Raw genomic sequence first — 20,492 nt, 5'->3', positions numbered from 1 at the left:
GGCCGAAGGCGCGCGAGGCGCGCCGGAAGGGACGGGTTCTACCTGCTGCCGCTACGGCAGCGAAATCGTCAAATGCGCCGCGCGCGGGCCCAGCTTGACGATGTCGTGATAGGGCGCCATGGCTGTCTGCATTTCGGAGTTCAGGAAGTGGCCCATGCCCAGGAACGCAAGCAGGCCCAGCAACGCGAACAGCGCCATGACGGACCACAGCGGCACGTCGCGCTTGAGCGTGTGCGCCACCTTGTCGGGCAGCGGCCAATGCGGCGCGAAGCCGGTGCGCTTGCCGCGCAGCAGCGCGATCTCGTCGCCCAGCCGCGCCGTCAGATACCCCAGCTTTTCCTGGCCTTCGATCAGGTACTTGCCCTGGAAACCGAGCAGCAGGCACATGTAATAGATTTCCAGCGACTGCAGGCGCGGCGCGCCCTGCGCGCGCAGGTCTTCGAGTCGGGCAAAAAAGTTTTCGCCCGCCAGTTGTTCGCCGAACAGCGTGAGCTGCAAAGGCTGAAGCATCCAGGCGTCGCGAATTGCAAAGCCGGAATTCAGCACGGTCTCGTCCACCGCGGCGCAGAATGCATACTTAGTGGCGTATACGTCCTCGGCGGGCATGTCCATTTTCTTGGCGGCGCGCTCGTAATCCGCCAGGAACTGCTGCACGCGCGCGGAGAAAGCGGCGGCGTCGGTGGGTTCCTGTCCGCTCTTTAGCAGAAAGAGCATCAGGAAGCCGTCGTACAGCAGATCCAGCAATGACTTGGCGGGGCGGCTTGCGTGAAATTCGGCCGCGCGGGGCGGCAGCGTTGCGCCGGGCATCAGGGAAGGGGCGTCAGCGGTCATGGCGGTGTCGTTCCTGTCAGCGGGTCACTGCGATCAAATCCAGCTTGAGTTCGGGAATGCCGGCGGGGGCGTAGATGGCGATGCTGCGCGCCTGCAGCATGCGGTCATACAGCGAGCCCCGCGTCTGCAATGCGAAGTAGACGGCGCCCGGCTTCACGGGCACGGCGGGCGGAACCTGCGGCGTGTAAGCGAGCGGCACGCCGGGCATGGCGGACAGCACCAGCTTGTCCACGTCTTCGGGCGCGCCCACCTTGAAGCGCATGGGCACGCTCTCCGACAGCTCCGAGGCGGGCATCGCGGCCTGCACGGCCAGGTACAGCGAGGTGGTGTCGTCCAGCTTTTCCGAATCGAGCCGGCCCATGTGGAACGAGGGACGCAGCTCTTCGAGCAGGATGGAGAAGTAGCGCGTCGAGATCACCGTTTCGAGCAGGTCGCGCAGGATTTCGTCCATGCGGGCAAACGCCGGCCCCGGTGCGTCGTGCCGATACACGGGCAGAGCCGCCAGCGTGTGCACCTTGGAGAATGTCATCAGCGCGCCCGCCAGCCGAGCAAGCTCCTGGAACAGGCGCTCGGGATGCAGCTGCGGGTGATGGAACAGGTGCGACAGCGTGGCATAGGCTTCGTTGGCGGTGTGCAGCAGCCAGAACGAGGCGACGTCGCCCGACCGGAACTCGATGATGTTCTTGCTGGGTTCGCGATGAAAGCCGTAGAGCGCGTTGACCTTGGCCTGCAAGGCGTCCAGCAGCCGGCGCAGTTGCTCGTGCAGCGCGCCGGAGGCCGTCAGCGACAGGCTGGGCGCGATGAAGGTGGTGTCCAGTTCGTAGCCCGCGCTGGCCGTGCGCCGCACGCGCGCCACGGGGATCGCCAGCAGTTCGTCGCGCGGTTCGAACTCGGAAATCAGGCGCACGTCCTTGCGCAGGAATGCAAGCTCGGCGGTCGTGGCGCCGGTATAGAGATCGGGCGCGGGCGCATTGTTGTGCGCGTAGCGCGTGTCGAAGCTGCCCGTGGCCTGCGTGTCGCGGTAGTTGCCGCCTATCGCCTTCAGGGGATGGATCGCCAGGTAGAACACGGCTTCGCTCACGCCATCCAGCGCCGTCAGCGCAACGGGGGGAGGCAACTCGTCGCCGTGCGGCGCGCTGTAGAGTTCGCCATCTGGAAACACCGCGCTTATCTCAGTGGCGCGCAACATGCCGTTGGCAAGCGCCGAAGCATCGAAACGCGCGGAACGCAGACCCCATGCATAGGGGTGCAGTGCGCGGGCCATTTCGGCCAGCCGGTCTTCGTGATACGCGTCCTGCCGCTGGAAATGCTGCGGGCGGAGGAACAAACCTTCGCCCCAAAGGACTTTGGCTGAGTAACTCAAAATAGGCGCTCCCTCTTTCGTCTGGCTCGATTTCTATATCGCTATATAGATAGAAGGGTTGGATGGACGGCGGGCGGCCGCGATGCGCGTCAACCTGGACACTGCACGCCGGATAAGCGTGACGGATCGTAGGGGGGTATGCCCGCCGGCAACGTGGGTTTGCCCGTGGCCACTGTCAGTGCACACGCATGCGCGCCCAGGACGATGCCACTGTCTTCCGCGTCTTCGACCTTGAATACGTACTTCCAACGCATCGGCGCGGGGGCATAAAACAGCCCGGCGATGGCGATGTAATCCGCTTGCTTGGGGACTTTTTCGACCGTTTCGTAACGTTGTCCCGGTGTGAGCATTAGCTCGCGTGAGCCCAGAACTGACTCCCCAAGCGCCGCTTTGTCCCCGGCAGTGTCTATCAATTGCGTGAGCGGCGCACGCATGAATTGATCAGGATTCTTCAGGTAGTATATTTTTGTAACTACCGCCATCGGCTGACCGCTGCCGGCGTTCAAATTTTCTCCGGCGTGAATCGCCAAATTCACTTCCACAGGCGCGTTTTCCGGCTTTTTCAGGCCTGCCATCTCCATCGCGTTACCCGTCAAACCGGCGACCGCTCCAATGGCCGAAACGGCCGCACATCCAGTAACGGCGCTGCTTGCAAGCATGCACACCATCACCGTGAACAACCGTGATAAATGGATATGTTTGGTCATGGCCCTTTATACCGGAAGTGTGTGAAGCAATACAGATCGCGGCATGATGCGTGCAATTTCGGCGCAAGTAACATGAAGACACTCGCTGTAGCGCTGCACTAACAAAAGGTTGTTGAAATACGGCCCCTAGTTACAACCTTGCTAGGTGCTTAAAAAATGCCTTTCCCCCGCCTCGTTGTTGCTGCTGGTGTCATTGCATTGATGGCCGGCTGCGCGTCCACCAAGCCGCCGTCCGAAGCCGAATACAAACAGTCCATGGCTGCAGCGGAAAAGACGCTGGAGCAGAAGGGCCCCGACCAGGCTGTCGCGCAGTTCGAAGAGATTGCCCAGCGCAATCCGTCCAAGGGCGCGCCGTGGTCCTACATCGCGAAGATTCGTTTCGACGAACAGAAATACGGCCAGGCGATCGTGGCCGCCGATGAAACCTTGAACCGCGATCCCGACGACTTCGTGGCCAAGTCGGTGCGCGCCGTCGGCGGCCTGCGCGTGGCCATGCAGTCGCTCGCGGACCTGCGCGCCGACGCGCTGCTGGCCGGCAACGCCCGAGAAGATGCCGTGGCGCTGGCCGCGTCGATGCGCGAAACGCTGGGCCAGGACGTGCTGTTCCCCGAGGGCAAACGCCCGCCGCCGCGTCCGCGCCAACCGCGCAAGGTCGACCCGACGCCGCCTGCGTCCGCCGTGCCCGCCGCGGGTACGCCCGCCGCCGGCCAGTCGGCTTCCTCGGGCTCGACCGCGTCGTCGTCGGCCAGCGCGCCCGCACGTGCTCCCGCGGCCCAGCCGTCCTCGCCACAACCCGCAAACCCGCCCGCCCAGCAGCCCAACCGCGCGCCGAACCCATTCGGCGACCTGCTCACCAAGTGATTCGCCCGGGAGCGCGCCGCCCTTGCTGCGCGCCCCTGACCGACAGACCAGATCCTTTGCACGGAGCCTTCCATGGCCAAGAAAGAGAGCGTTCAAAAACGATTGCAGAAAGTCCGTCCGCCGCGCGTTCAGCTCACGTATGACGTAGAGAAGGGCGACGCCATCGAACAGAAGGAGCTTCCCTTCGTGGTCGGCGTGGTGGGCGACTTTTCGGCGCAGTCCGAAACCGAGCTGCCCCGCCTGAAGGACCGCAAGTTCGTCAACATCGACGTCGACAACTTCGACGATGTGATGCGCGGGCTGGAGCCCCGCGCGGCGTACCGGGTGCAGAACCGCCTGACGGACGAGGGCGGCACGTTCGGCGTCGACATGAAGTTCCGTTCCATTGAAGACTTCCGTCCGGAAGCCGTGGTTCAGCAGGTGGACCCGCTGCGCGAATTGCTGGACATCCGCACCAAGCTGGCAGATCTGCGCAACAAGCTTGCCGGCAACGACAAGCTCGAGGACCTGCTGGGCGAAGTGCTGACCAGCACGGAGAAGCTGCAACAGCTGACCACCGAGACCGACAAGGGAGGCCGCAATGAGTAATTCCGCCGCCGCGCAACACACTACCGCCGCCGCCGCTGATGCACAGACCGGCCTGCTGGACCAGATCGTCGAGCAAAGCCGCGTCGCCAAATCCACCGCCGAACACGATCGGGCCAAGGACATCATTGGCGAGCTGGTGCGCGAAGTCATGAAGGGCACCGTGGTGGTTTCCGACAATCTGTCGGCGATGCTGGATGCGCGCGTCGCCGAGCTGGACCGCCTGATCTCGGCCCAGCTCAGCGAAGTGATGCACGCGCCCGAGTTCCAGAAGCTCGAAAGCACCTGGCGCGGCCTGCACTACCTGTGCCAGGAGACCGACACCAGCCCCATGCTGAAGATCAAGGTGCTGAACGCCACCAAGCGCGACCTGGTCCGCGACTTCCAGACCGCGATCGACTTCGATCAGAGTTTGATGTTCAAGAAGGTGTACGAAGAGGAATTCGGCACCTTCGGTGGCGCCCCGTTCGGCGCGTTGCTGGGCAACTTCGAAATTACGCGCCAGCCCGAGGACATGTACTTCATCGAGCAGATGTCGCACGTGGCCGCTGCGTCGCACGCGCCGTTCATCGCCTCGGCCTCGCCCGAGCTGCTGGGCCTGGACAGCTTTGCCGACCTGGGCCGCCCGCGCGATCTGGCCAAGGTGTTCGACACCGTGGAATACACCAAGTGGCGCAGCTTCCGCGATTCGGAAGATTCGCGCTACGTCGGCCTGACCATGCCGCGCTTCCTGGGCCGCCCGCCGTACGACCCGGTGGAAGGCACGACGGTTGAAGGCTTCAACTTTGTCGAGGACGTGGACGGCACCGACCATTCCAAGTACCTCTGGTGCAACGCCGCGTGGGCCTTTGGCGCGCGCCTGACGGCCGCATTCGCCGACTTCGGCTGGTGCGCTGCGATCCGTGGCGTGGAAGGCGGCGGGCTGGTCGAGAACCTGCCCACGCACACCTTCAAGACGGACGACGGTGAAATCGCGCTCAAGTGCCCGACCGAAATCGCCATCACCGACCGCCGCGAAAAGGAACTGAGCGACCAGGGGCTGATTCCGCTGGTGCATTGCAAGAACTCGGATTACGCGGCGTTCTTCGGCGCCCAGTCGGTGCAGAAGGCCAAGAAGTACAACACGGACAGCGCCAACGCCAACGCGGTGTTGTCGGCGCAGCTGCAATACATCTTCTCGGTATCGCGCGTGGCGCACTACCTGAAGGCGATGATGCGCGACAAGATCGGCAGCTTCGCATCGGCGCAGTCCGTAGAAAGTTTCCTGAATCGCTGGGTTTCGCAGTATGTGCTGCTGGACGACAACGCGACGCAGGAACAAAAGGCGCAGTTCCCGCTGCGCGAAGCCTCGGTGCAAGTGGCCGAGGTGCCCGGCCGTCCTGGCGTTTTCCGCGCCGTGGCGTTCTTGCGGCCGCATTTCCAGCTTGACGAACTCTCGATTTCCTTGCGTCTGGTCGCTGAACTGCCGGCCCAGGCCCAGAAGTCCTGAGCGTCATTGCACTGACAACTCATCCATTCAAAGAGGTTATCAACAATGAAGGACATCTACGTCAAGTTCGGCAATCCGGCGCTCAAGGGCGAGTCGCAAGACAAGGACCATCCGGATTGGATCGAAGTCAGCTCGTGGCGCCACGAGATCATCCAGCCTCGTTCGGCCACCGCCTCGACCTCGGGCGGTCATACCGCCGAGCGCACCGAACATGGGGAAATGGTCTTCACCAAGGATCTGGACGTCGTCAGCCCGCTGCTGTATCAGCATGCGTCGGGCGGCACCACGTTCGACGAAGTCACCATCGACTTCCTGCGCGCCGACGGCGAGGGCAACCGCGTCAAGTATCTCGAGATCAAGCTGAAGTACGTGATCATCGCCCGCGTGGCGCCGGAAGTGGTCGCCGAAGGCCTGCCGCACGAGTCCTTCTCGCTGAAGTACGCCGCCGTGCAGTGGAAGTACACGCAGCAGAAGGTTGGCGGCAATCAGGGCGGCAACGCCCAGGGCGCCTGGAGCCTGACCAAGAACGACAAGACCTACTCGGTCTGATCGCGGCAGGGAAGGCTGGAAGCCCGCGGCCCGAGCCGAGCGCGGCCCGGCCGATCGCGGCCCGGCCGATCGCGGCCCGGCCGGGTCGCCGTTTTTTTTTTTGAGGCCCCGATGAAAGGATTCGAACCGAGTCTCTTCGACAAGCTGTTCGAAGCAGAGGGCCAATCGCCCTATGCCTTGCGGCGCTTGTCGATCGAGGAAATGAAAGAGACGGTGGCGCGCGACATCGAGGCCCTGTTGAACACCCGCATGGTGTTCACCGAGGAAGACCTTCGGCGCTACCCGAACTGCCAGCGCTCGTTGTTGACGTACGGGCTGTCGGACTTTTCGGGGCTGAGCCTGGCCAGCCACTACGACCGCGAGTTCATCTGCCGTTCGCTTGAACAGGCGATTGCGCGGCACGAGCCCCGGCTGACGCACGTGCGGGTCATGCTGCAGGTCGACAGCCGGGCGACCTCGGTGCTGTATTTCGCGATCACGGCCATGCTGGACGTGGGCCCCGCCCACGAGCCCGTGACCTTCGACGCGACCTTGCAGCCATCGACCTTGCAGTACTCCGTGACCAAGGGCTGGGCCAAGAGCCCGGCCACGGTCTGACGCATCAATCCGAGAGTGCAGGTGCACTGGCGCGCCGGACAGGAAGACATCAATGGAAGAACTGCTGCCCTATTACGAGCGCGAACTTGGCTTCTTGCGCACCTCTTCGCGCGACTTCGCCGAGCGCTATCCGAAGATTGCCGCGCGGCTGGGGCTGTCGGGCGAGACCTGCGAGGATCCGCATGTCGAACGCATGATCGAATCGTTCGCGTTGCTGAGCGCCCGCATCAACAAGAAGCTGGACGACGACTACCCTGAATTCACCGAAGCGCTGTTCGAGGTGATGTATCCGCATTATCTGCGGCCGTTTCCCTCCTGCAGCGTCGCCCAGTTCGACTTGGGCGGCGCTGGCGCCCAGCTGACCGCGCCCGTGCGCATCGGCCGCGGCGTCGAATTGAAATCCCATCCGGTGCGCGGCGTGTCGTGCCGTTTCCGCACTGCCTATGAGGTCACGCTGGCGCCCATCGAGGTGCAACGCGCGGGGTTCGTGTCCAGCGCCAATGCGCCGGCCACGGCCAAGCTGCCCGCGGGCGTAACCGGCCGCTTTTCCGTCACGCTGGGATGCCTGGGCGAGAGCCAGAACTTCGGATCACTGGGCATTGATCGGCTGCGCGTCTATCTGCACGGCGAACCGTCGTTCGTGGCGGCGCTGCGCGACGCCCTGTTCCTGCGCGCGGCCGCGGCGTATGTGGAGCTGCAGCCGGGGCGCTGGGACCGATTGCCCGCGATTCCGCTGGCGCAGGTGGGACTGGCCGAAGAAGATGCGCTGATCGACTTCCCGGCCAGTTCGCATCCGGCGTATCGCCTGTTGGCCGAATACTTCGTCTTCTCCGAAAAATTCAATTTCGTCGACATCGACCTGGCCGTGCTGCGCCCCTATCTGGGCTCTGTGCGGCAGTTCACGCTGCATCTGCCGGTGGGCGGGCTGCGTGCAGACTCCAATACGGCGCAGCTGCTGGAGTCGACGTCGGCAGACAACCTGCGGCTGGGCTGCACGCCGGTGGTGAACCTGTTCAATCAGCGCGCCGACCCCATCCGGGTGACGCATTCGGCAGCGTCGTATCCGGTGGTGGCCGACGCTCGGCGCGCGTATGGATACGAGGTTTATTCCATTGAACGGGTGCGTCAGGTGCGGCAGAACGCCCAGGGCGACGCCGTGGTGGATTTCCGGCCGTTCTATTCGTTGCATCACGGCGAATCGCCGGAGTCCGCCGGGCACTACTGGACAATGCGGCGCGACGCCTCGATGGCGCAGCGCAGCCCGGGATACGAGACCGAGATCTCGATCGTCGATATCGATTTCGATCCGTCGGTGCCGCAGACCGAAACCCTGAGCCTGGACCTGACCTGCACCAATCGCGACCTGCCGGCGCAGATTGCGGTGGGCCAGGCGGGCGGCGATCTGTTCCTGGAGGGCGGCACCGTGGCGCGCGCCATCCGGATGCTGCGCCGGCCCACGCATTCGCACCGCTTCCAGCAGGGGCGCGCGGCGCACTGGCGGCTGATTTCGCATCTGGCTCTGAACCATCTGTCGCTGGTGCAGAGCGGCCTGCCCGCCTTGAAGGAAACGCTGCGCCTGTACGACCTGTCGGGGTCGGCGGTGGCGGCGCGCCAGATCGAAGGGCTGGTCGGCCTGGACTACAAGCCGGCCACGCACTGGATGCCCGGCGAACCCTTCGCCACCTTCGTGCGCGGCATCGAGATCCGGTTGACTGTCAATGAAGATCACTTCGTGGGGACCAGCCTGCATACCTTCGTGGCCGTGATCAACCGGTTCTTCGGACTGTACGTGCACGCCAACAGCTTTGTGCAATTGGTCGTGTTGTCGCGCCGCGGCGCAGAGGAACTACTACGATGCCCCCCATGCAACGGCGACGCCATACTAGCGTGATGGATGCGCTGCTGGCAGAGCCGCAGCGCTTCAAATTCTTCCAGGCGGTGCGACTGCTGGAGCAGTGCTTTTCCCGGCAGGAGCAGGGCGCGACGCGGCATACGGTGCCGGTGCATCTGCGCTTTCCCAACGCGCCCGGCCTGGGCTTTCCGCCCAGTGAAATCGTCGACGCGGTGGCGTACGACAAGAATGGCGAGGTGCTGGCCGACGAAGCGGCGCGCAGGGCCGCCGTGGCCGAGGGACGACTGGGCCGCGTGGATGTGACGCCCGCCTTCTTTGGCCTGCTGGGCGGGCAGGGCGCGTTGCCGCTGCACTATTCGGAGATGCTGGCGAACCGCGAGAGCCTGCAGCGAGACCGAGGCGCGCGCGCTTTCTTCGACATTTTCTCGAACCGCGCGGCGGCGCTGTTTTACGCCGCGTGGAAGAAATACCGCATGCCGCTGCGGCACGAGGCCGACCAGGACCATCATTACCTGCCGCTGTTGCTGGCCTTGGGCGGCATCGGCCACCCGGCGCTGCGCGACCGGCTGCATACCGGCGCGGGGCGGGTGTTCGATGAGTCCATGGCCCACTACGCCGCAGCCGCGCGCCAGCGGCCCGTGTCGGCGCCGTTCCTGCAACGCGTGTTGCAGGACTACTTTGGGGTGCCGCTGCGAGTGGAGCAGTTCGTGGGCCGCTGGTATGACGTGCCGCCGCAGAACAGAACTCGGCTGGGACAGCCTGGCGCGGTGTTGGGTGTGTCGGCGCTGGCGGGCGATCGCATCTGGCAGCGCGACCTGCGCATCCGGCTGTGGATCGGCCCGTTGTCGAGCCAGGCCTACACCGATTTCCTGCCGGGCGGCGAGCGCGCGCAGGCGCTGGAAAAGCTGCTGACGATGTTCGGCGGCATGACCTTCGAATACGAAGTGCGGCTGGTTCTGGCGCGCGAGAGCGTCACGCCCAGCCGGCTGGGCGAAGGCGGCGAGGTGCGCCTGGGCTGGAATTCGTTCCTGTGCACCGAGCCGGCAAGCGCGGACCGCGATGACGCCAGCTACGAACTGCACACCATCCATTGACCCCATAACAACATAGACACTCATGGCCACACCGCTGAAGACCTTGATCGGGAAGTTGAACCAGACCTGCCGCCAGGCCGCCGAGCGCGCAGCCAGCCTGTGCATGGCGCAAGGCCATTACGAGGTGGATCTGGAACATCTGTTCCTGGCGCTCCTGGAAAAGCCGGCCAGCGACGTGAGCATCATTGCGCGGCGCTGCCACATCTATGCCGACGCACTGGAAGCCGATCTGAAGGCCGAGATCGGCCGGTTCAAGAACGGCAATACGCGCACGCCCGTGTTTTCGGCGCATTTGCCCAAGCTGTTCGAGCACGCCTGGCTGATCGCGTCGCTGGATACGCAGACGACGCGCATCCGTTCCGGTCATCTGCTGCTGGCGCTGCTGACGGAACCCGACCTGGCGCAGCTGGCGCGGCGGGGTTCGCCGCTGTTCGAGTCGTTCCGCCTGGACGAGCTGAAGCATGATTTCGCCGCATTGACGCAGGGCTCCGAAGAGGCGGGGCAGGCGGTGGGATTTTCCGATGGCGCTGCGGAGCCGGGCGAGGCCGGGCAGCCGGCGCCGGCCCTGTCGCAGACGCCCGCGCTGGATCAGTACACCACCAACCTGACCGAGCGCGCGCGCGAAGGCAAGATCGATCCGGTGATCGGCCGCGACGCCGAGATCCGCCAGATGATCGACATCCTGACGCGGCGGCGGCAGAACAATCCCATCCTGACCGGCGAGGCGGGGGTGGGCAAGACCGCCGTGGTGGAGGGGCTGGCGCTGCGGATCGTGGCGGGCGACGTGCCGCCGGCGCTGGCTGGCGTGACGCTGCGGGTGCTGGACATGGGCCTGCTGCAGGCGGGCGCCAGCGTGAAGGGCGAGTTCGAGAACCGCTTGAAGAACGTGATCGACGAGGTCAAGAAGAGCCCGTCGCCCATCATCCTGTTCATCGACGAGGCGCACACGATGATCGGCGCCGGCGGGCAGGCGGGGCAGAACGACGCCGCCAACCTGCTGAAGCCCGCGTTGGCGCGCGGCGAGCTGCGCACCATCGCGGCGACGACCTGGAGCGAATACAAGAAGTACTTCGAGAAAGACGCCGCGCTGGCCCGCCGGTTCCAGGTAGTCAAGGTCGAGGAGCCGGATGAAACGCTGGCGGCGTCGATGCTGCGCGGCATGGCGCCGCTGATGGAGCGCCATTTCGGCGTGCGTATCCTGGACGAGGCCATCGTGGCGGCGGCGCGGCTGTCGCATCGCTACATCACCGGCCGCCAGCTGCCCGACAAGGCCGTCAGCGTGCTGGACACTGCCTGCGCGCGCGTCGCGCTGGGCCGCAGCGCCACGCCGGCGCTGATCGACGATGCGCGGCATCGCCTGACGCGGCTGCGCACCGAGCAGGAGGCGCTGAGGCGCGAAGCCGCCGCCGGGGCGCCGCAGGCGCGCCTGGCGGAGCTGGGGGCGGAGATATCGCAGGTGGAAGCTGCGCTGGCCGACGCGCAAGGCCGGCACGCTGCCGAGACCGATCTGGTCGAAAGGATTCACGCCTTGCGCGCAGAGCTGGAAGCCGCGGGACAGGATGCGCAGGGTCCGGATATGCCCGAGGCGCAGACCCCGGCGCCCGGCGCAAGCCGGCGCAAGGCGGCGCCCGCGCCGCTTACGCCCGGCCAGCAGCGCCTGGCCGGCCTGATGGACGAGCTGCGCGCCTTGCAGGGCGAGCAGCCGCTGGTGCCCGCGTGCGTGGACGCGCAGATCGTGGCCGAGATCATTGCGGCATGGACCGGCATTCCGCTGGGCCGCATGGTGAACGACGAGATCCGCACCGTGCTGCAGCTGCAGCCCATGCTGGCCGAGCGTGTCATCGGCCAGGACCACGCGCTGCACGCCATCGCGCAGCGCGTGCGCACCGCGCGCGCCGGTCTGGAAGATCCGGACAAGCCCAAGGGCGTGTTCCTGTTCGTCGGGCCGTCGGGCGTGGGCAAGACCGAGACGGCGCTGGCGCTGGCCGACATTCTTTACGGCGGAGAGCGCAAGCTGGTCACGATCAACATGAGCGAATACCAGGAGGCCCACAGCATCTCCGGCCTGAAGGGTTCTCCGCCCGGCTACGTGGGCTTTGGCGAGGGCGGCGTGTTGACCGAGGCGGTGCGCCGCCAGCCCTATAGCGTGGTGCTGCTGGATGAAATCGAGAAGGCGCATCCCGACGTGCTGGAGCTGTTCTTCCAGGTGTTCGACAAGGGGGTGATGGATGACGCGGAAGGGCGGGAAATCGACTTCCGCAACACGCTGATCATCCTGACGTCCAACATCGGATCCAGCGTCATCATGCAGGCCTGCCTGAACAAGCCGGCCGACGAACGCCCGACGCCCGACCAGTTGTCGGAGCTGCTGGCGCCGCAGCTGTACAAGGCGTTCAAGCCCGCGTTCCTGGGACGCATGAAGACCGTTCCGTATTTCCCGGTGGACGACGACGCGCTGGCGCACATCATCGGCCTGAAGCTCGGGCGCATCGCCCGCCGCGTTCAGGCCACCCATCGCGCGATGTTCGAATGGGACGAGGCGCTGGTGGAGGCCGTGCTGGCGCGCTGCACCGAGGTGGATACCGGCGCGCGCAACGTGGACCATATTCTGAATGGATCGCTGTTGCCGGAGATTGCCGAGCAGGTGCTCAGCAAGATGGCGCAGGGTGAGGGCATCGCCAAGATCCGCGTCAGCGCGGGCAAGAATGGCGAGTTCCGGTTCCGGATGAGCTGAGAGGAGACGCCGACATGGCCCTTGAACTCGCCGCCGCCAGCCTGTTGGGCGCGGGCTTTACGCAGGCCGACCGCCTGTTGGACCTGACGACGCCGCTGGGGCAGGACAAGCTGCTGGCGGAGCGCCTGCAAGGCAAGGAGCAGCTGAGCGACGGCGGCTTCGTCCTGCAGGTGGATGCGCTTTCGGACGATGCGCACATTCCGCTGAAGTCGCTGATCGGTCAGGCTGTCCAGGTGAAACTGCAGACGTCCTTGGGACGCGACGAGCACCGCGTCTGGTGCGGGCTGGTGACCGAGGCGCGGTTCGAGGGCGCCAACGGCGGCTTTGCCCGCTACCGACTGCGCATCGAACCTTGGCTGGCGCTGCTGCGCCAGCGGCGCGACAGCTACGCGTTCCAGGATCTGTCGGTGATCGACATCGTCGACAGCGTGTTTGGCGATTACCAGGGCCAGGGCGCGCTGGCGCCCCAATGGCGCTGGGAAGTGAAGGATCGCGACGCCTATGCCAAACGCAGCCTGACGATCCAGTACCGGGAAACGGATTTCGCGTTCGTTGAGCGCTTGCTGGCTGAAGAGGGGCTGTTTTATTGGGTCGAGCATGAAGGCGGCGACGGCGAGCCCGGCGCCCACACGATCGTCCTGGCGGACCACAACGGCGCATTCGAGGCGGGCCCGCAGGACAGCATCCCGTTTCAGCGCGCCGACGCCACCGAGGAACAGGACTCCGTCCAGGCCTGGCGCCAGAGCCGCGCATGGCGAACCAATGCCGTGCGCCTGGCCACCTGGGACTATCGCGCCATGCAGGCGCGCAAGGTCAGCGCCCAGGCGGAAGACAAGTTCGCCAATGCGATGGAGCTGGTCGATTCGGATTACCCAGGCCAGTACCTGTTCGAGGACGGCGCGCAAGGCGAGCGGCTGGCGCACAACGCGCTGGCGGCGCAACGGGTGCGCCAATCCCTGTACGAGGGCGAAGGCACTGCGCGTACGTTGGCGCCGGGACAGCGTTTCACGCTGACGGGCCACTGGGGTCCGTCGCAAGGCGGCGGCGCGGACTTCGTGGTGATCGGCATCGGCCACGAGGCGCGGAACAATTTTGACGAAAGCCTGGGGCATGCCGTCGCGCAGGCCCTGGGCGCGCCGGGCGAACAAGCTGACGGCGAGGCGGATTTCTACCGCAACCGCTTCGAGGCCATTGCCGCGTCACTGGAATACCGGCCCAGCACGCGGGACGGCCACGGGGCGAGGCTGCATCCGCGCCCGACCGTGCACGGCGCGCAGACCGCGCTGGTGGTGGGCGCCGGCGACCCTGTCCACACCGACCGCGACCACCGCATCAAGATCCAGTTTCATTGGCAGCGCGGCAGCGCGTCCAGCAACCGCCAGGATCACCCTGCCGGCGACGACAACGCGCCCGCCAGCGAGGCCCTGGGCACCTGGGTGCGCGTGGCCGAGCCCGTGGCGGGGGCGGACTGGGGCGGGCACTTCGTGCCGCGCCTGGGGCAGGAGGTGCTGGTGCAGTTCCTGCATGGCGATATCGACCGGCCTGTCGTGGTGGGCGCGCTATACAACGGCGCGGGATCGGAGAATGCGGCCAACAATCAGGTGCAGGGCGGCGCGGCCAAGGCCACCGGCAACGCGCCCGCCTGGTTCGCGGGCAGCGAGGAAGGGCACGCGCACAATGTGGTGATGTCGGGTTTCAAGACCCAGGCGCTGGCTGCGAGCGGGCAGGGCATGGGCGGCTACAACCAGTTGGTGCAGGACGATACGCCGGGCCAATCGCGGCTGACGGCGTCGACCACGCAGGCCGAGGCGCGTTTGAACCTGGGGCATCTGAAACAGCAGCGCGACAACGAACGGCTGTCGGATCTGGGCCATGGCGCCCAGCTGGCGACCAGCGAAGCGCTGGCGTTGCGGGCGGGCGAAGGCCTGCTGATCAGCGCCGACAAGCGCGAGGACGCTGCGGGCGCGCTCCTGGACAGCGAAGAATCCATCAAGCAGATGGAAAAGGCCATCGAGCAGGCCGGCGAGCTGTCCGCCACCGCCGGCCGCCAGGAAGCGCTGCTGCCAGGCGATGAGGACAAGCCGCGCTCGTTGAACGAGCTGGACGCGGTGCGCGAGATCATCGAGGGCACCCAGACCGAAGCAGAGGTCCGCGTGCCGGCCTACACCACGCCGCACATCCAGGTCAGCGCGCCCAAGGGGATCGGTCAGTACACGCCGCACAACGCGTATACGGTGGCCGGCGCCACGCTGTGCCAGGTCGCGCCTGACGTGAACTGGGCGGCGGGCGCGAACCTGTCGGTGTGCGTCGCGCAAGGCGTCGTGCTGTTCACCAAGGGCCTGGGCGGCAGTGGCCGGGCGGTGGACCAGCAGGGCATTCGCCTGCATGCGGCGGGCGGACAGCTGCGGCTGCAAAGCCAGAAGGCGCGCATGCGGCTGGCGGCCGAGAAGGCGGTGATGCTGGCGTCGGCGCAGGGCGCGGTGGACGTCAACGCGTCCAAGAAAGTGTTGGCGACGGCCGCGGGCGCGTACATGCGGATCGAAGGCGGCGGCATCCAGTTGCATGCGCCCGGCAAGGTGGAACTGAAGGCGGGCGTGCATAACTGGGTGGGGCCGCAAAGCGGCGCCGGACCCGCGCAACCGCCGCAGGGCGATCTGGAAGGCTGCGCGGTGGCGCTTGAAGACGCGGCCGGCAGCGGCGCGTTGGCGGCATGACGATGGACGTGACGCCCCGCCACCCCGAATACTGGACGGCCAGCGCCGAAGCCGACGTCGAGCGCGCCATCGCAGGCTTGCGCGCGGTGCTGGACGGTCGCGCCACCCGGCGCGTGCTGCTGCTGTGCGATTCGACCCTGGACGATCCGCTGGCTGAAGAGATTGCATCCGCCGGACTGGCGCGCCGCGAGGTCGACCTGATTTCACAAGGCGCGACCGCGCCGCCCTTGTATCTGGCCGACGTGCCCGACGAGGTGCGGCACGAGCGTCTGGTCAACGCCAGTCTCCGCCTGGCGGTGGACGAAGCCGTGCGCCCGGCGCCGGCCGCCCGACGGCCGCGGTCGATGTCGGCCTGGCTGGCGACGGATCTGCCGCTGGCCGAAGTCGCGGAGCGACTGATTCACCGCGCGCGTCTGCGGGATGCGCAGGGGCGAGTGCGCATCCTGCGATTCTGGGACCCGCGCACCACGCAGTTCCAAAGCGAGCTGTACGCGGGCACCGTGCCGGCCTCGTGGATCCCGGGCGCAACGTGGATGAGCCTGGACGGGTTCGGGCAGTGGCAGACGTTGCCGGATGCGCGCGGCCCGATGCAGACCGTCACGCCGGACTGGCCACGCCTGGCGCGGCTGGGCCGCGTCAATGCCGTGCTGCAACGGCTGAACGCGGACGGCTTGCGCTATGGGGCGTCGGCGCTGGAGGCGGTGCGGCGCGCGCTGGATGCGGGTGCTGCCTGCGGCATCGATGACGACGAGGACGTGGCGCTCTTCGCCGCCTGGCGGGTGCGCCTGGCCGCCCCGCTGGAGCGCGCGCCGTCGTTCGCGGCGTTGTTGCGCGACGTGCGCGAGGAAGGCGGCCGCCTTTATCGCGCGGCGGAAGACATGGACGACGAAGACTGGCAGGTGTTTGCGCAAGAGGCGCAGGCACGGGAGGATCTGCAAGCATGACGACTGACTATGACGCGCTGCCCTGCAAGGGCAAGTTCTGCGGCCGGCCAGGCCTGCCCATTCTGCCCATGCGGATTTCCTATGCGCCGGGCGGCAAGAACGACCTGCCGGACGGCGTGTACATGGATCCGGAGCTGTACTACGAGACCATGCGTCAGGGCGCCTACATGCTGCGCGCGATCACGGCGGGGTACGTGTATATCTGGGATCCGCGCCGCAGCTACGGCTGGCGCGTGTTCGCGGCGACCGCGACGGGCCAGATGAAGGAGGTGCAGGTCGACGACGACAACCGCCCGACCGAACAGCCGACGTTCACCTGCATGCGCGAAGGGCACGGCCTGGAATCCTCGCTGATCAACGTCGAAGCGCCCGCCAACGCGTCGCACACGGTGTGGGTGGGTTATTCCCGGGCATGGTGGACGCGGGACGTCCGCCGCGACCTGGCGCGCGACGAGCGCTGGCGCAAGAAGATCATGGTGGAGCTGGACGCCAAGGCGGTGTGGGGGGGCGGTCATCCCAAGCCCGAGACCGGTTATCGCGTGGCGGAAGACGGCGCCAACCTGGCCAAGCACTCGATCGAGTTTCGCGACGCGGCGGGCGCCGCCACCCTGTTCGGCAATACCCTGGCGCCGGCCGTGAGTGTGTTCGGCGGGCAGAGCGCGGCAATGGCGACCAAGATGCGGCAGATGACGCCCAAGGGAGGCATCGTGCTGGCGCTGCGAGATCCCGTGGGCGTCCTGGCGGATGTGTCGACGTGGCGCAATAAATGCATGGGCGAGCTGGCCGAGCATCATCTGGATCCGACGCGGCTGCGCGAAGTGGGTGTGGCGCAGATCATCGACGGCCTGCAAAAGCAGATGGAGAACACCGGCGACGAGATCCGCCGCCTGCGCGAACGCGTCGACACCGGCAAGGTCGCCAAGACGCTCAGCGACAACAAGGCCGCCATCGCCCGCATGAAAGAGAAGATCGAGGGGGCTGGCAGGGATTGGGCGTGGTGGTATGGCCGCGAGGCGCTCTGGCTGGCGTTCAAGGCTTACTCGCCGAAGGACGCCGCCGTCGGCGAACGGCTGGAAGAGGACATGGCGCTGTGCGTGGACGGCGCGGGCGCGATCGAAAGCGAACACAAGGTCATCGACGATTCGCTGAAGGACGAGGACAGCTCGAGCACCTATGCGGCGATCTGGCGCGCGCTGGCGGCAAACGATGGCGAACTGTTGGGCTTCCTGGACCGCGAGGCCAAGGGCAAGGTGATCTCCAAGCAGGTCTCCAATGTCCGCAGAATGATCAAGAGCTACAACGACTGGATCAAGGCGCGGGCGGCCAAGGGGCAACTGCCGCCGATGCGGGTGGCAGGCGCGGCGATTGGCCGATTCATGGCGACGCAGCTTCTGCGGCTGACCTTGGCGGGCGACCCCATCGCCGAACGGGTTGCGGCGCGCGTCACCTTGACGATGTCGGCGCGCATGAACATCGTCATGGCGGTGCGCACGCACACCACCAGCCTGCCGCGAATGATTGCGGACATGCACGAGATCGTTTGGGAGCCGAACCCCACGTCGGTGACCGTGGGCGGCGGAGGCAGCATGCACGGCCTCTCCGCGAGCAAGCACATGGAGTCGGGCTGGATGGGCACCCAGGCCGAGCGTTCCACGCCGGTCACGCTCAACTACATCATTCCCGAGGAAGTCGACGCGCAATTGAACGCCGCGGCGACGGCGCGTCCGCGGCCCGGCGCGGGTGCCGGCGCATCCCCGCAGCTTTCGCTCCCGGCCCCTGCGCCGGTGCTGGCGCTGCCAGCGCCCACCATGTCGCCGCTGGCGGGCCTGGTCAAGTGGGCGAAGACGAAGGACGGCGCCAATGCAGGCGCGACGGGCGTGATGACCCTGGTGGCGCTTTATGCATCGGTCTCGGATCTGCGCAAGGCGCAGGTCGTGCAAGACGCCAAGGCCGCGCGCAAGGCCTGGTTCGGCATCACGTCCGGCGTGCTGGGCGTGGGCAGCGTGGCGATCGAGGTGACGGCGGGGGGGATAGGCGCGCGGGTGGGTGCCAACACGGCCTTCACGATGAATCTGAAATTGAACATGCGCTTGACGGCCGTGAGGACGGCGGGCGCGGTGTTCGCGGCGGCGGCCACGTTCGTCGACGGGGCCAACAACGCGCTGAGCGCCATCGACCAATACGACGTGAAGAACTACGAGGCGGGCGGCGCCTATGCGACGTCGTCCGTGTTCCTGCTGCTGTCCGGATTGACCGGCGTCGCCACGGCGCTGATTTCGCTGGGCGGCGCCTTCAGCACTGCGGGCGTGGTGGCGGGCGCGGGAGGCTTCGGCAGCGCCATGGTCGGCTTGACCAGCGGCGGCACCGTGCTGCTGGGTATTCCGGTATGGGGCTGGATTGCCCTGGGCCTGTGCCTGCTGGCCGCCGGGCTGTATTTCAAGTTCTGGGGCGACAGCGCCAAGGAAAGCGAGCTGGAGATCTGGTACACGTGCTGCTGCATGCGCTCCGCTGAATTCGAGAACGTGAAAGAGCGCACGCTCTACCCAACGCGCGAAGAAGAGCTGCACGCATTCAACTGGGCCGTGTTCGGCGTGCGCGTGACGCTGGAGTGGAAGGGACTTTGGCAGGGCGAGGTCTTCGGCCGGGATCGCCTGGTGCTGGAAGTGGTGATGCCGGGCTATTCCGAACACAGCGACTACGCGTATAACCTGAAGCTGGTCGGACAGGGCGTCAGCGCCGTCGTGGCGAGCAAGGGGTCCATGCGTTCGACAGACCCGGATCTGCAGCCGCGCGGCCCCTCCAACGCGCAGTATGTGCAGGGTCGTCCAAGCAAGGAGACCTGGGTCGACGATGTGGATAAATACGTCGACAATCTGGAGTCTCGTCCGGGCTGGGCGGACGCCTGGCGCTGGATACGCAAGGATCGCAGCCAGTCCATCGAATTCACGGCCAAGCCGTGGGACGAATCGGTGCAGTTCCACGTCAGCAACGGCTGCGCGATCCTGCGCACCGAGGTGCTGGTCGACGACGACATCTTCCAGGAAGCGATCATCAAGGTCGAATATTGGCCCGACCCCGATCGCATGCCCGACATCCGCTCGCTGCCGATGGGCAGCAATGGTGCAAATCTTGTAAAAGCGAATAATTGACAGGGCTACAGCATGACTAGCAACGAAGGAATCCAGGCGTCGGTCTATACCCGATGGCACCAGTTGTCGGTGCCGTTGGCCTTCGCCTTGGCGGTGGGCAGTTTCATGCTGGTGGTGTTCAACCGCGGGCCGATCGGCCTGGCGGCCGTGCTGGCGGTGCTGGGGTTGCTCGTGCCGCCGCTGGTGGCGTTCAGGGGCTTTCCCACGCGCAATTCCGTCACCGTGACGCCTGACGGGTTGGAGTTTTCACGCCGCTCTCCCGTCGCCTTTGCCGACCTGTCCAGCTGGGGCACGGACGATTACCTGAAGCTGGTACGCCCCGGCCTGCCGACCTTGCTGGTCGCCGCGGCGGACCTGCCCCGGCGTGAACGGTTGTTGCGCGAGTTCGAGCAGGCGCTGGCGGCTTGGCAAAAGCGACAGCCGGCCGGCACGCAGGCGGCGCGCCGCACGCATTTCTATGGTTCCACGGCGGGGCGCCTGGTGGGCTTGGTGATCACCGCGCTCGGGGCGGGTTCGGCGATCATGGCGCTGAACCTGCGCGAGCCTTCGATCTCGTTGGCCGTCGTCGGCGGCCTGGGGGCGCTGTTCGGATTGGCGATGCTGTTCGGCCGGCGGGGGTGACTGGCGCGGTTCTGGATGGTTGGCTCACGCCCACTGTCGTGTCGCGTGCGACGGCGATTTTGGCGCTGTGCTCGACCAGCGCCACGTGACGCAGGCCGCCACCCGGGATAGGATGTGCCTTCCATTCACGGGAGGCACCATGGATTGCTCGGTCGAAGGAAAAGTTGCGTTTGCGGATGGCCATGCCTATCACTTCGCCACGGTGGACGCCGCGCTGGCGTTTGCCGAGTGCGTGAAAGGCAGCGCCGATCCTGGCCAGTGCGCCGCCACGCATGGCAGCACCAGCCGGGTCAGGCTGGAGAACGTGCAGGCGCAGGAAGAGGCTGAACGACGCGAGGACGACGGCGTTTCTTCGTAGATCGGCCGTTGCGCTACGGCCGAACATTGGCTGCCGCGCTACGG

Annotated in this window: 16 protein-coding genes; 13 read left to right on the top strand and 3 right to left on the bottom strand. The window is 66.3% G+C overall.

Going from position 1 to position 20,492, the window contains the following annotated elements:
- Positions 1–51: 51 nt before the first annotated feature.
- The 3 genes from icmH to tssJ all read right to left on the bottom strand — a co-directional run bounded on the left by icmH (position 52) and on the right by tssJ (position 2,901).
- Positions 52–831, bottom strand: a complete 780-nt coding sequence (gene icmH / locus RT614_RS07670) for a type IVB secretion system protein IcmH/DotU (RefSeq protein WP_313621471.1) — start codon at positions 829–831, stop codon at positions 52–54.
- A 16-nt stretch (positions 832–847) separates the two neighbouring features.
- Entirely contained in the window at positions 848–2,194 is a 1,347-nt protein-coding gene (tssK, locus tag RT614_RS07665; protein ID WP_313621470.1) for a type VI secretion system baseplate subunit TssK, read from the bottom strand.
- A gap of 89 nt (positions 2,195–2,283) precedes the next feature.
- Complete coding sequence (gene tssJ / locus RT614_RS07660) at positions 2,284–2,901, bottom strand: type VI secretion system lipoprotein TssJ (protein WP_313621468.1); 618 nt, start codon at positions 2,899–2,901, stop codon at positions 2,284–2,286.
- A gap of 156 nt (positions 2,902–3,057) precedes the next feature.
- Here tssJ and RT614_RS07655 point away from each other — a divergent pair, with 156 nt between their 5' ends.
- The 13 genes from RT614_RS07655 (at position 3,058) to RT614_RS07595 (ending at position 20,448) form a co-directional block, all read left to right on the top strand.
- Complete coding sequence (locus tag RT614_RS07655; protein WP_313621466.1) at positions 3,058–3,762, top strand: hypothetical protein; 705 nt, start codon at positions 3,058–3,060, stop codon at positions 3,760–3,762.
- A 72-nt stretch (positions 3,763–3,834) separates the two neighbouring features.
- Positions 3,835–4,350, top strand: a complete 516-nt coding sequence (gene tssB / locus RT614_RS07650; RefSeq protein ID WP_313621464.1) for a type VI secretion system contractile sheath small subunit — start codon at positions 3,835–3,837, stop codon at positions 4,348–4,350.
- Positions 4,343–5,836 (top strand): type VI secretion system contractile sheath large subunit, encoded by a 1,494-nt coding sequence (tssC, locus tag RT614_RS07645; RefSeq protein ID WP_313621462.1) that lies wholly within the window; start codon positions 4,343–4,345, stop codon positions 5,834–5,836. The genes tssB and tssC overlap by 8 nt, the downstream gene beginning before the upstream one ends.
- 45 nt (positions 5,837–5,881) lie before the next feature.
- Entirely contained in the window at positions 5,882–6,385 is a 504-nt protein-coding gene (locus tag RT614_RS07640; protein WP_006226591.1) for an Hcp family type VI secretion system effector, read from the top strand.
- Positions 6,386–6,496: 111 nt separating this feature from the next.
- On the top strand, positions 6,497–6,982 hold the full coding sequence (gene tssE, locus RT614_RS07635) for a type VI secretion system baseplate subunit TssE (protein ID WP_313621460.1): 486 nt from the start codon (positions 6,497–6,499) through the stop codon (positions 6,980–6,982).
- A gap of 52 nt (positions 6,983–7,034) precedes the next feature.
- Positions 7,035–8,873, top strand: a complete 1,839-nt coding sequence (gene tssF / locus RT614_RS07630; protein WP_313621459.1) for a type VI secretion system baseplate subunit TssF — start codon at positions 7,035–7,037, stop codon at positions 8,871–8,873.
- Complete coding sequence (gene tssG / locus RT614_RS07625; RefSeq protein ID WP_313621458.1) at positions 8,837–9,928, top strand: type VI secretion system baseplate subunit TssG; 1,092 nt, start codon at positions 8,837–8,839, stop codon at positions 9,926–9,928. Before tssF ends, tssG begins: the two co-directional genes overlap by 37 nt.
- Before the next feature lie 22 nt (positions 9,929–9,950).
- Positions 9,951–12,662 (top strand): type VI secretion system ATPase TssH, encoded by a 2,712-nt coding sequence (gene tssH / locus RT614_RS07620; RefSeq protein WP_313621456.1) that lies wholly within the window; start codon positions 9,951–9,953, stop codon positions 12,660–12,662.
- Positions 12,663–12,676: 14 nt separating this feature from the next.
- Positions 12,677–15,376 carry a type VI secretion system Vgr family protein gene (locus RT614_RS07615; protein ID WP_313621455.1) on the top strand — a complete coding sequence of 900 codons (2,700 nt, stop codon included), beginning with the start codon at positions 12,677–12,679 and terminating at the stop codon, positions 15,374–15,376.
- Positions 15,373–16,320 carry a DUF4123 domain-containing protein gene (locus RT614_RS07610; protein ID WP_313621453.1) on the top strand — a complete coding sequence of 316 codons (948 nt, stop codon included), beginning with the start codon at positions 15,373–15,375 and terminating at the stop codon, positions 16,318–16,320. Before RT614_RS07615 ends, RT614_RS07610 begins: the two co-directional genes overlap by 4 nt.
- Positions 16,317–19,469, top strand: a complete 3,153-nt coding sequence (locus tag RT614_RS07605) for a T6SS effector BTH_I2691 family protein (RefSeq protein ID WP_313621452.1) — start codon at positions 16,317–16,319, stop codon at positions 19,467–19,469. Before RT614_RS07610 ends, RT614_RS07605 begins: the two co-directional genes overlap by 4 nt.
- Before the next feature lie 12 nt (positions 19,470–19,481).
- Positions 19,482–20,090, top strand: a complete 609-nt coding sequence (locus RT614_RS07600) for a hypothetical protein (protein WP_313621451.1) — start codon at positions 19,482–19,484, stop codon at positions 20,088–20,090.
- A gap of 139 nt (positions 20,091–20,229) precedes the next feature.
- The gene (locus tag RT614_RS07595) at positions 20,230–20,448 is read left to right on the top strand and encodes a hypothetical protein (RefSeq protein ID WP_313621450.1); all 219 of its coding nucleotides are present in this window, start codon (positions 20,230–20,232) and stop codon (positions 20,446–20,448) included.
- Positions 20,449–20,492: the final 44 nt, after the last annotated feature.

The sequence above is a fragment of the Achromobacter sp. genome (genome assembly GCF_032102605.1).
Lineage (GTDB): Bacteria > Pseudomonadota > Gammaproteobacteria > Burkholderiales > Burkholderiaceae_B > Achromobacter.
The sequence above is the reverse complement of the archived record's forward strand: the minus strand, read 5'-3'. Positions and strand labels throughout refer to the sequence as shown.

What these genes read in the sequence shown, in the direction of transcription:
- icmH (WP_313621471.1), bottom strand. Translation starts at nt 831, where the DNA reads ATGACCGCTGACGCCCCTTCCCTGATGCCCGGCGCAACGCTGCCGCCC.
- tssJ (WP_313621468.1), bottom strand. Translation starts at nt 2,901, where the DNA reads ATGACCAAACATATCCATTTATCACGGTTGTTCACGGTGATGGTGTGC.
- RT614_RS07655 (WP_313621466.1), top strand. Translation starts at nt 3,058, where the DNA reads ATGCCTTTCCCCCGCCTCGTTGTTGCTGCTGGTGTCATTGCATTGATG.
- tssB (WP_313621464.1), top strand. Translation starts at nt 3,835, where the DNA reads ATGGCCAAGAAAGAGAGCGTTCAAAAACGATTGCAGAAAGTCCGTCCG.
- tssC (WP_313621462.1), top strand. Translation starts at nt 4,343, where the DNA reads ATGAGTAATTCCGCCGCCGCGCAACACACTACCGCCGCCGCCGCTGAT.
- RT614_RS07640 (WP_006226591.1), top strand. Translation starts at nt 5,882, where the DNA reads ATGAAGGACATCTACGTCAAGTTCGGCAATCCGGCGCTCAAGGGCGAG.
- tssE (WP_313621460.1), top strand. Translation starts at nt 6,497, where the DNA reads ATGAAAGGATTCGAACCGAGTCTCTTCGACAAGCTGTTCGAAGCAGAG.
- tssF (WP_313621459.1), top strand. Translation starts at nt 7,035, where the DNA reads ATGGAAGAACTGCTGCCCTATTACGAGCGCGAACTTGGCTTCTTGCGC.
- tssG (WP_313621458.1), top strand. Translation starts at nt 8,837, where the DNA reads ATGCCCCCCATGCAACGGCGACGCCATACTAGCGTGATGGATGCGCTG.
- tssH (WP_313621456.1), top strand. Translation starts at nt 9,951, where the DNA reads ATGGCCACACCGCTGAAGACCTTGATCGGGAAGTTGAACCAGACCTGC.
- RT614_RS07615 (WP_313621455.1), top strand. Translation starts at nt 12,677, where the DNA reads ATGGCCCTTGAACTCGCCGCCGCCAGCCTGTTGGGCGCGGGCTTTACG.
- RT614_RS07610 (WP_313621453.1), top strand. Translation starts at nt 15,373, where the DNA reads ATGACGATGGACGTGACGCCCCGCCACCCCGAATACTGGACGGCCAGC.
- RT614_RS07605 (WP_313621452.1), top strand. Translation starts at nt 16,317, where the DNA reads ATGACGACTGACTATGACGCGCTGCCCTGCAAGGGCAAGTTCTGCGGC.
- RT614_RS07600 (WP_313621451.1), top strand. Translation starts at nt 19,482, where the DNA reads ATGACTAGCAACGAAGGAATCCAGGCGTCGGTCTATACCCGATGGCAC.
- RT614_RS07595 (WP_313621450.1), top strand. Translation starts at nt 20,230, where the DNA reads ATGGATTGCTCGGTCGAAGGAAAAGTTGCGTTTGCGGATGGCCATGCC.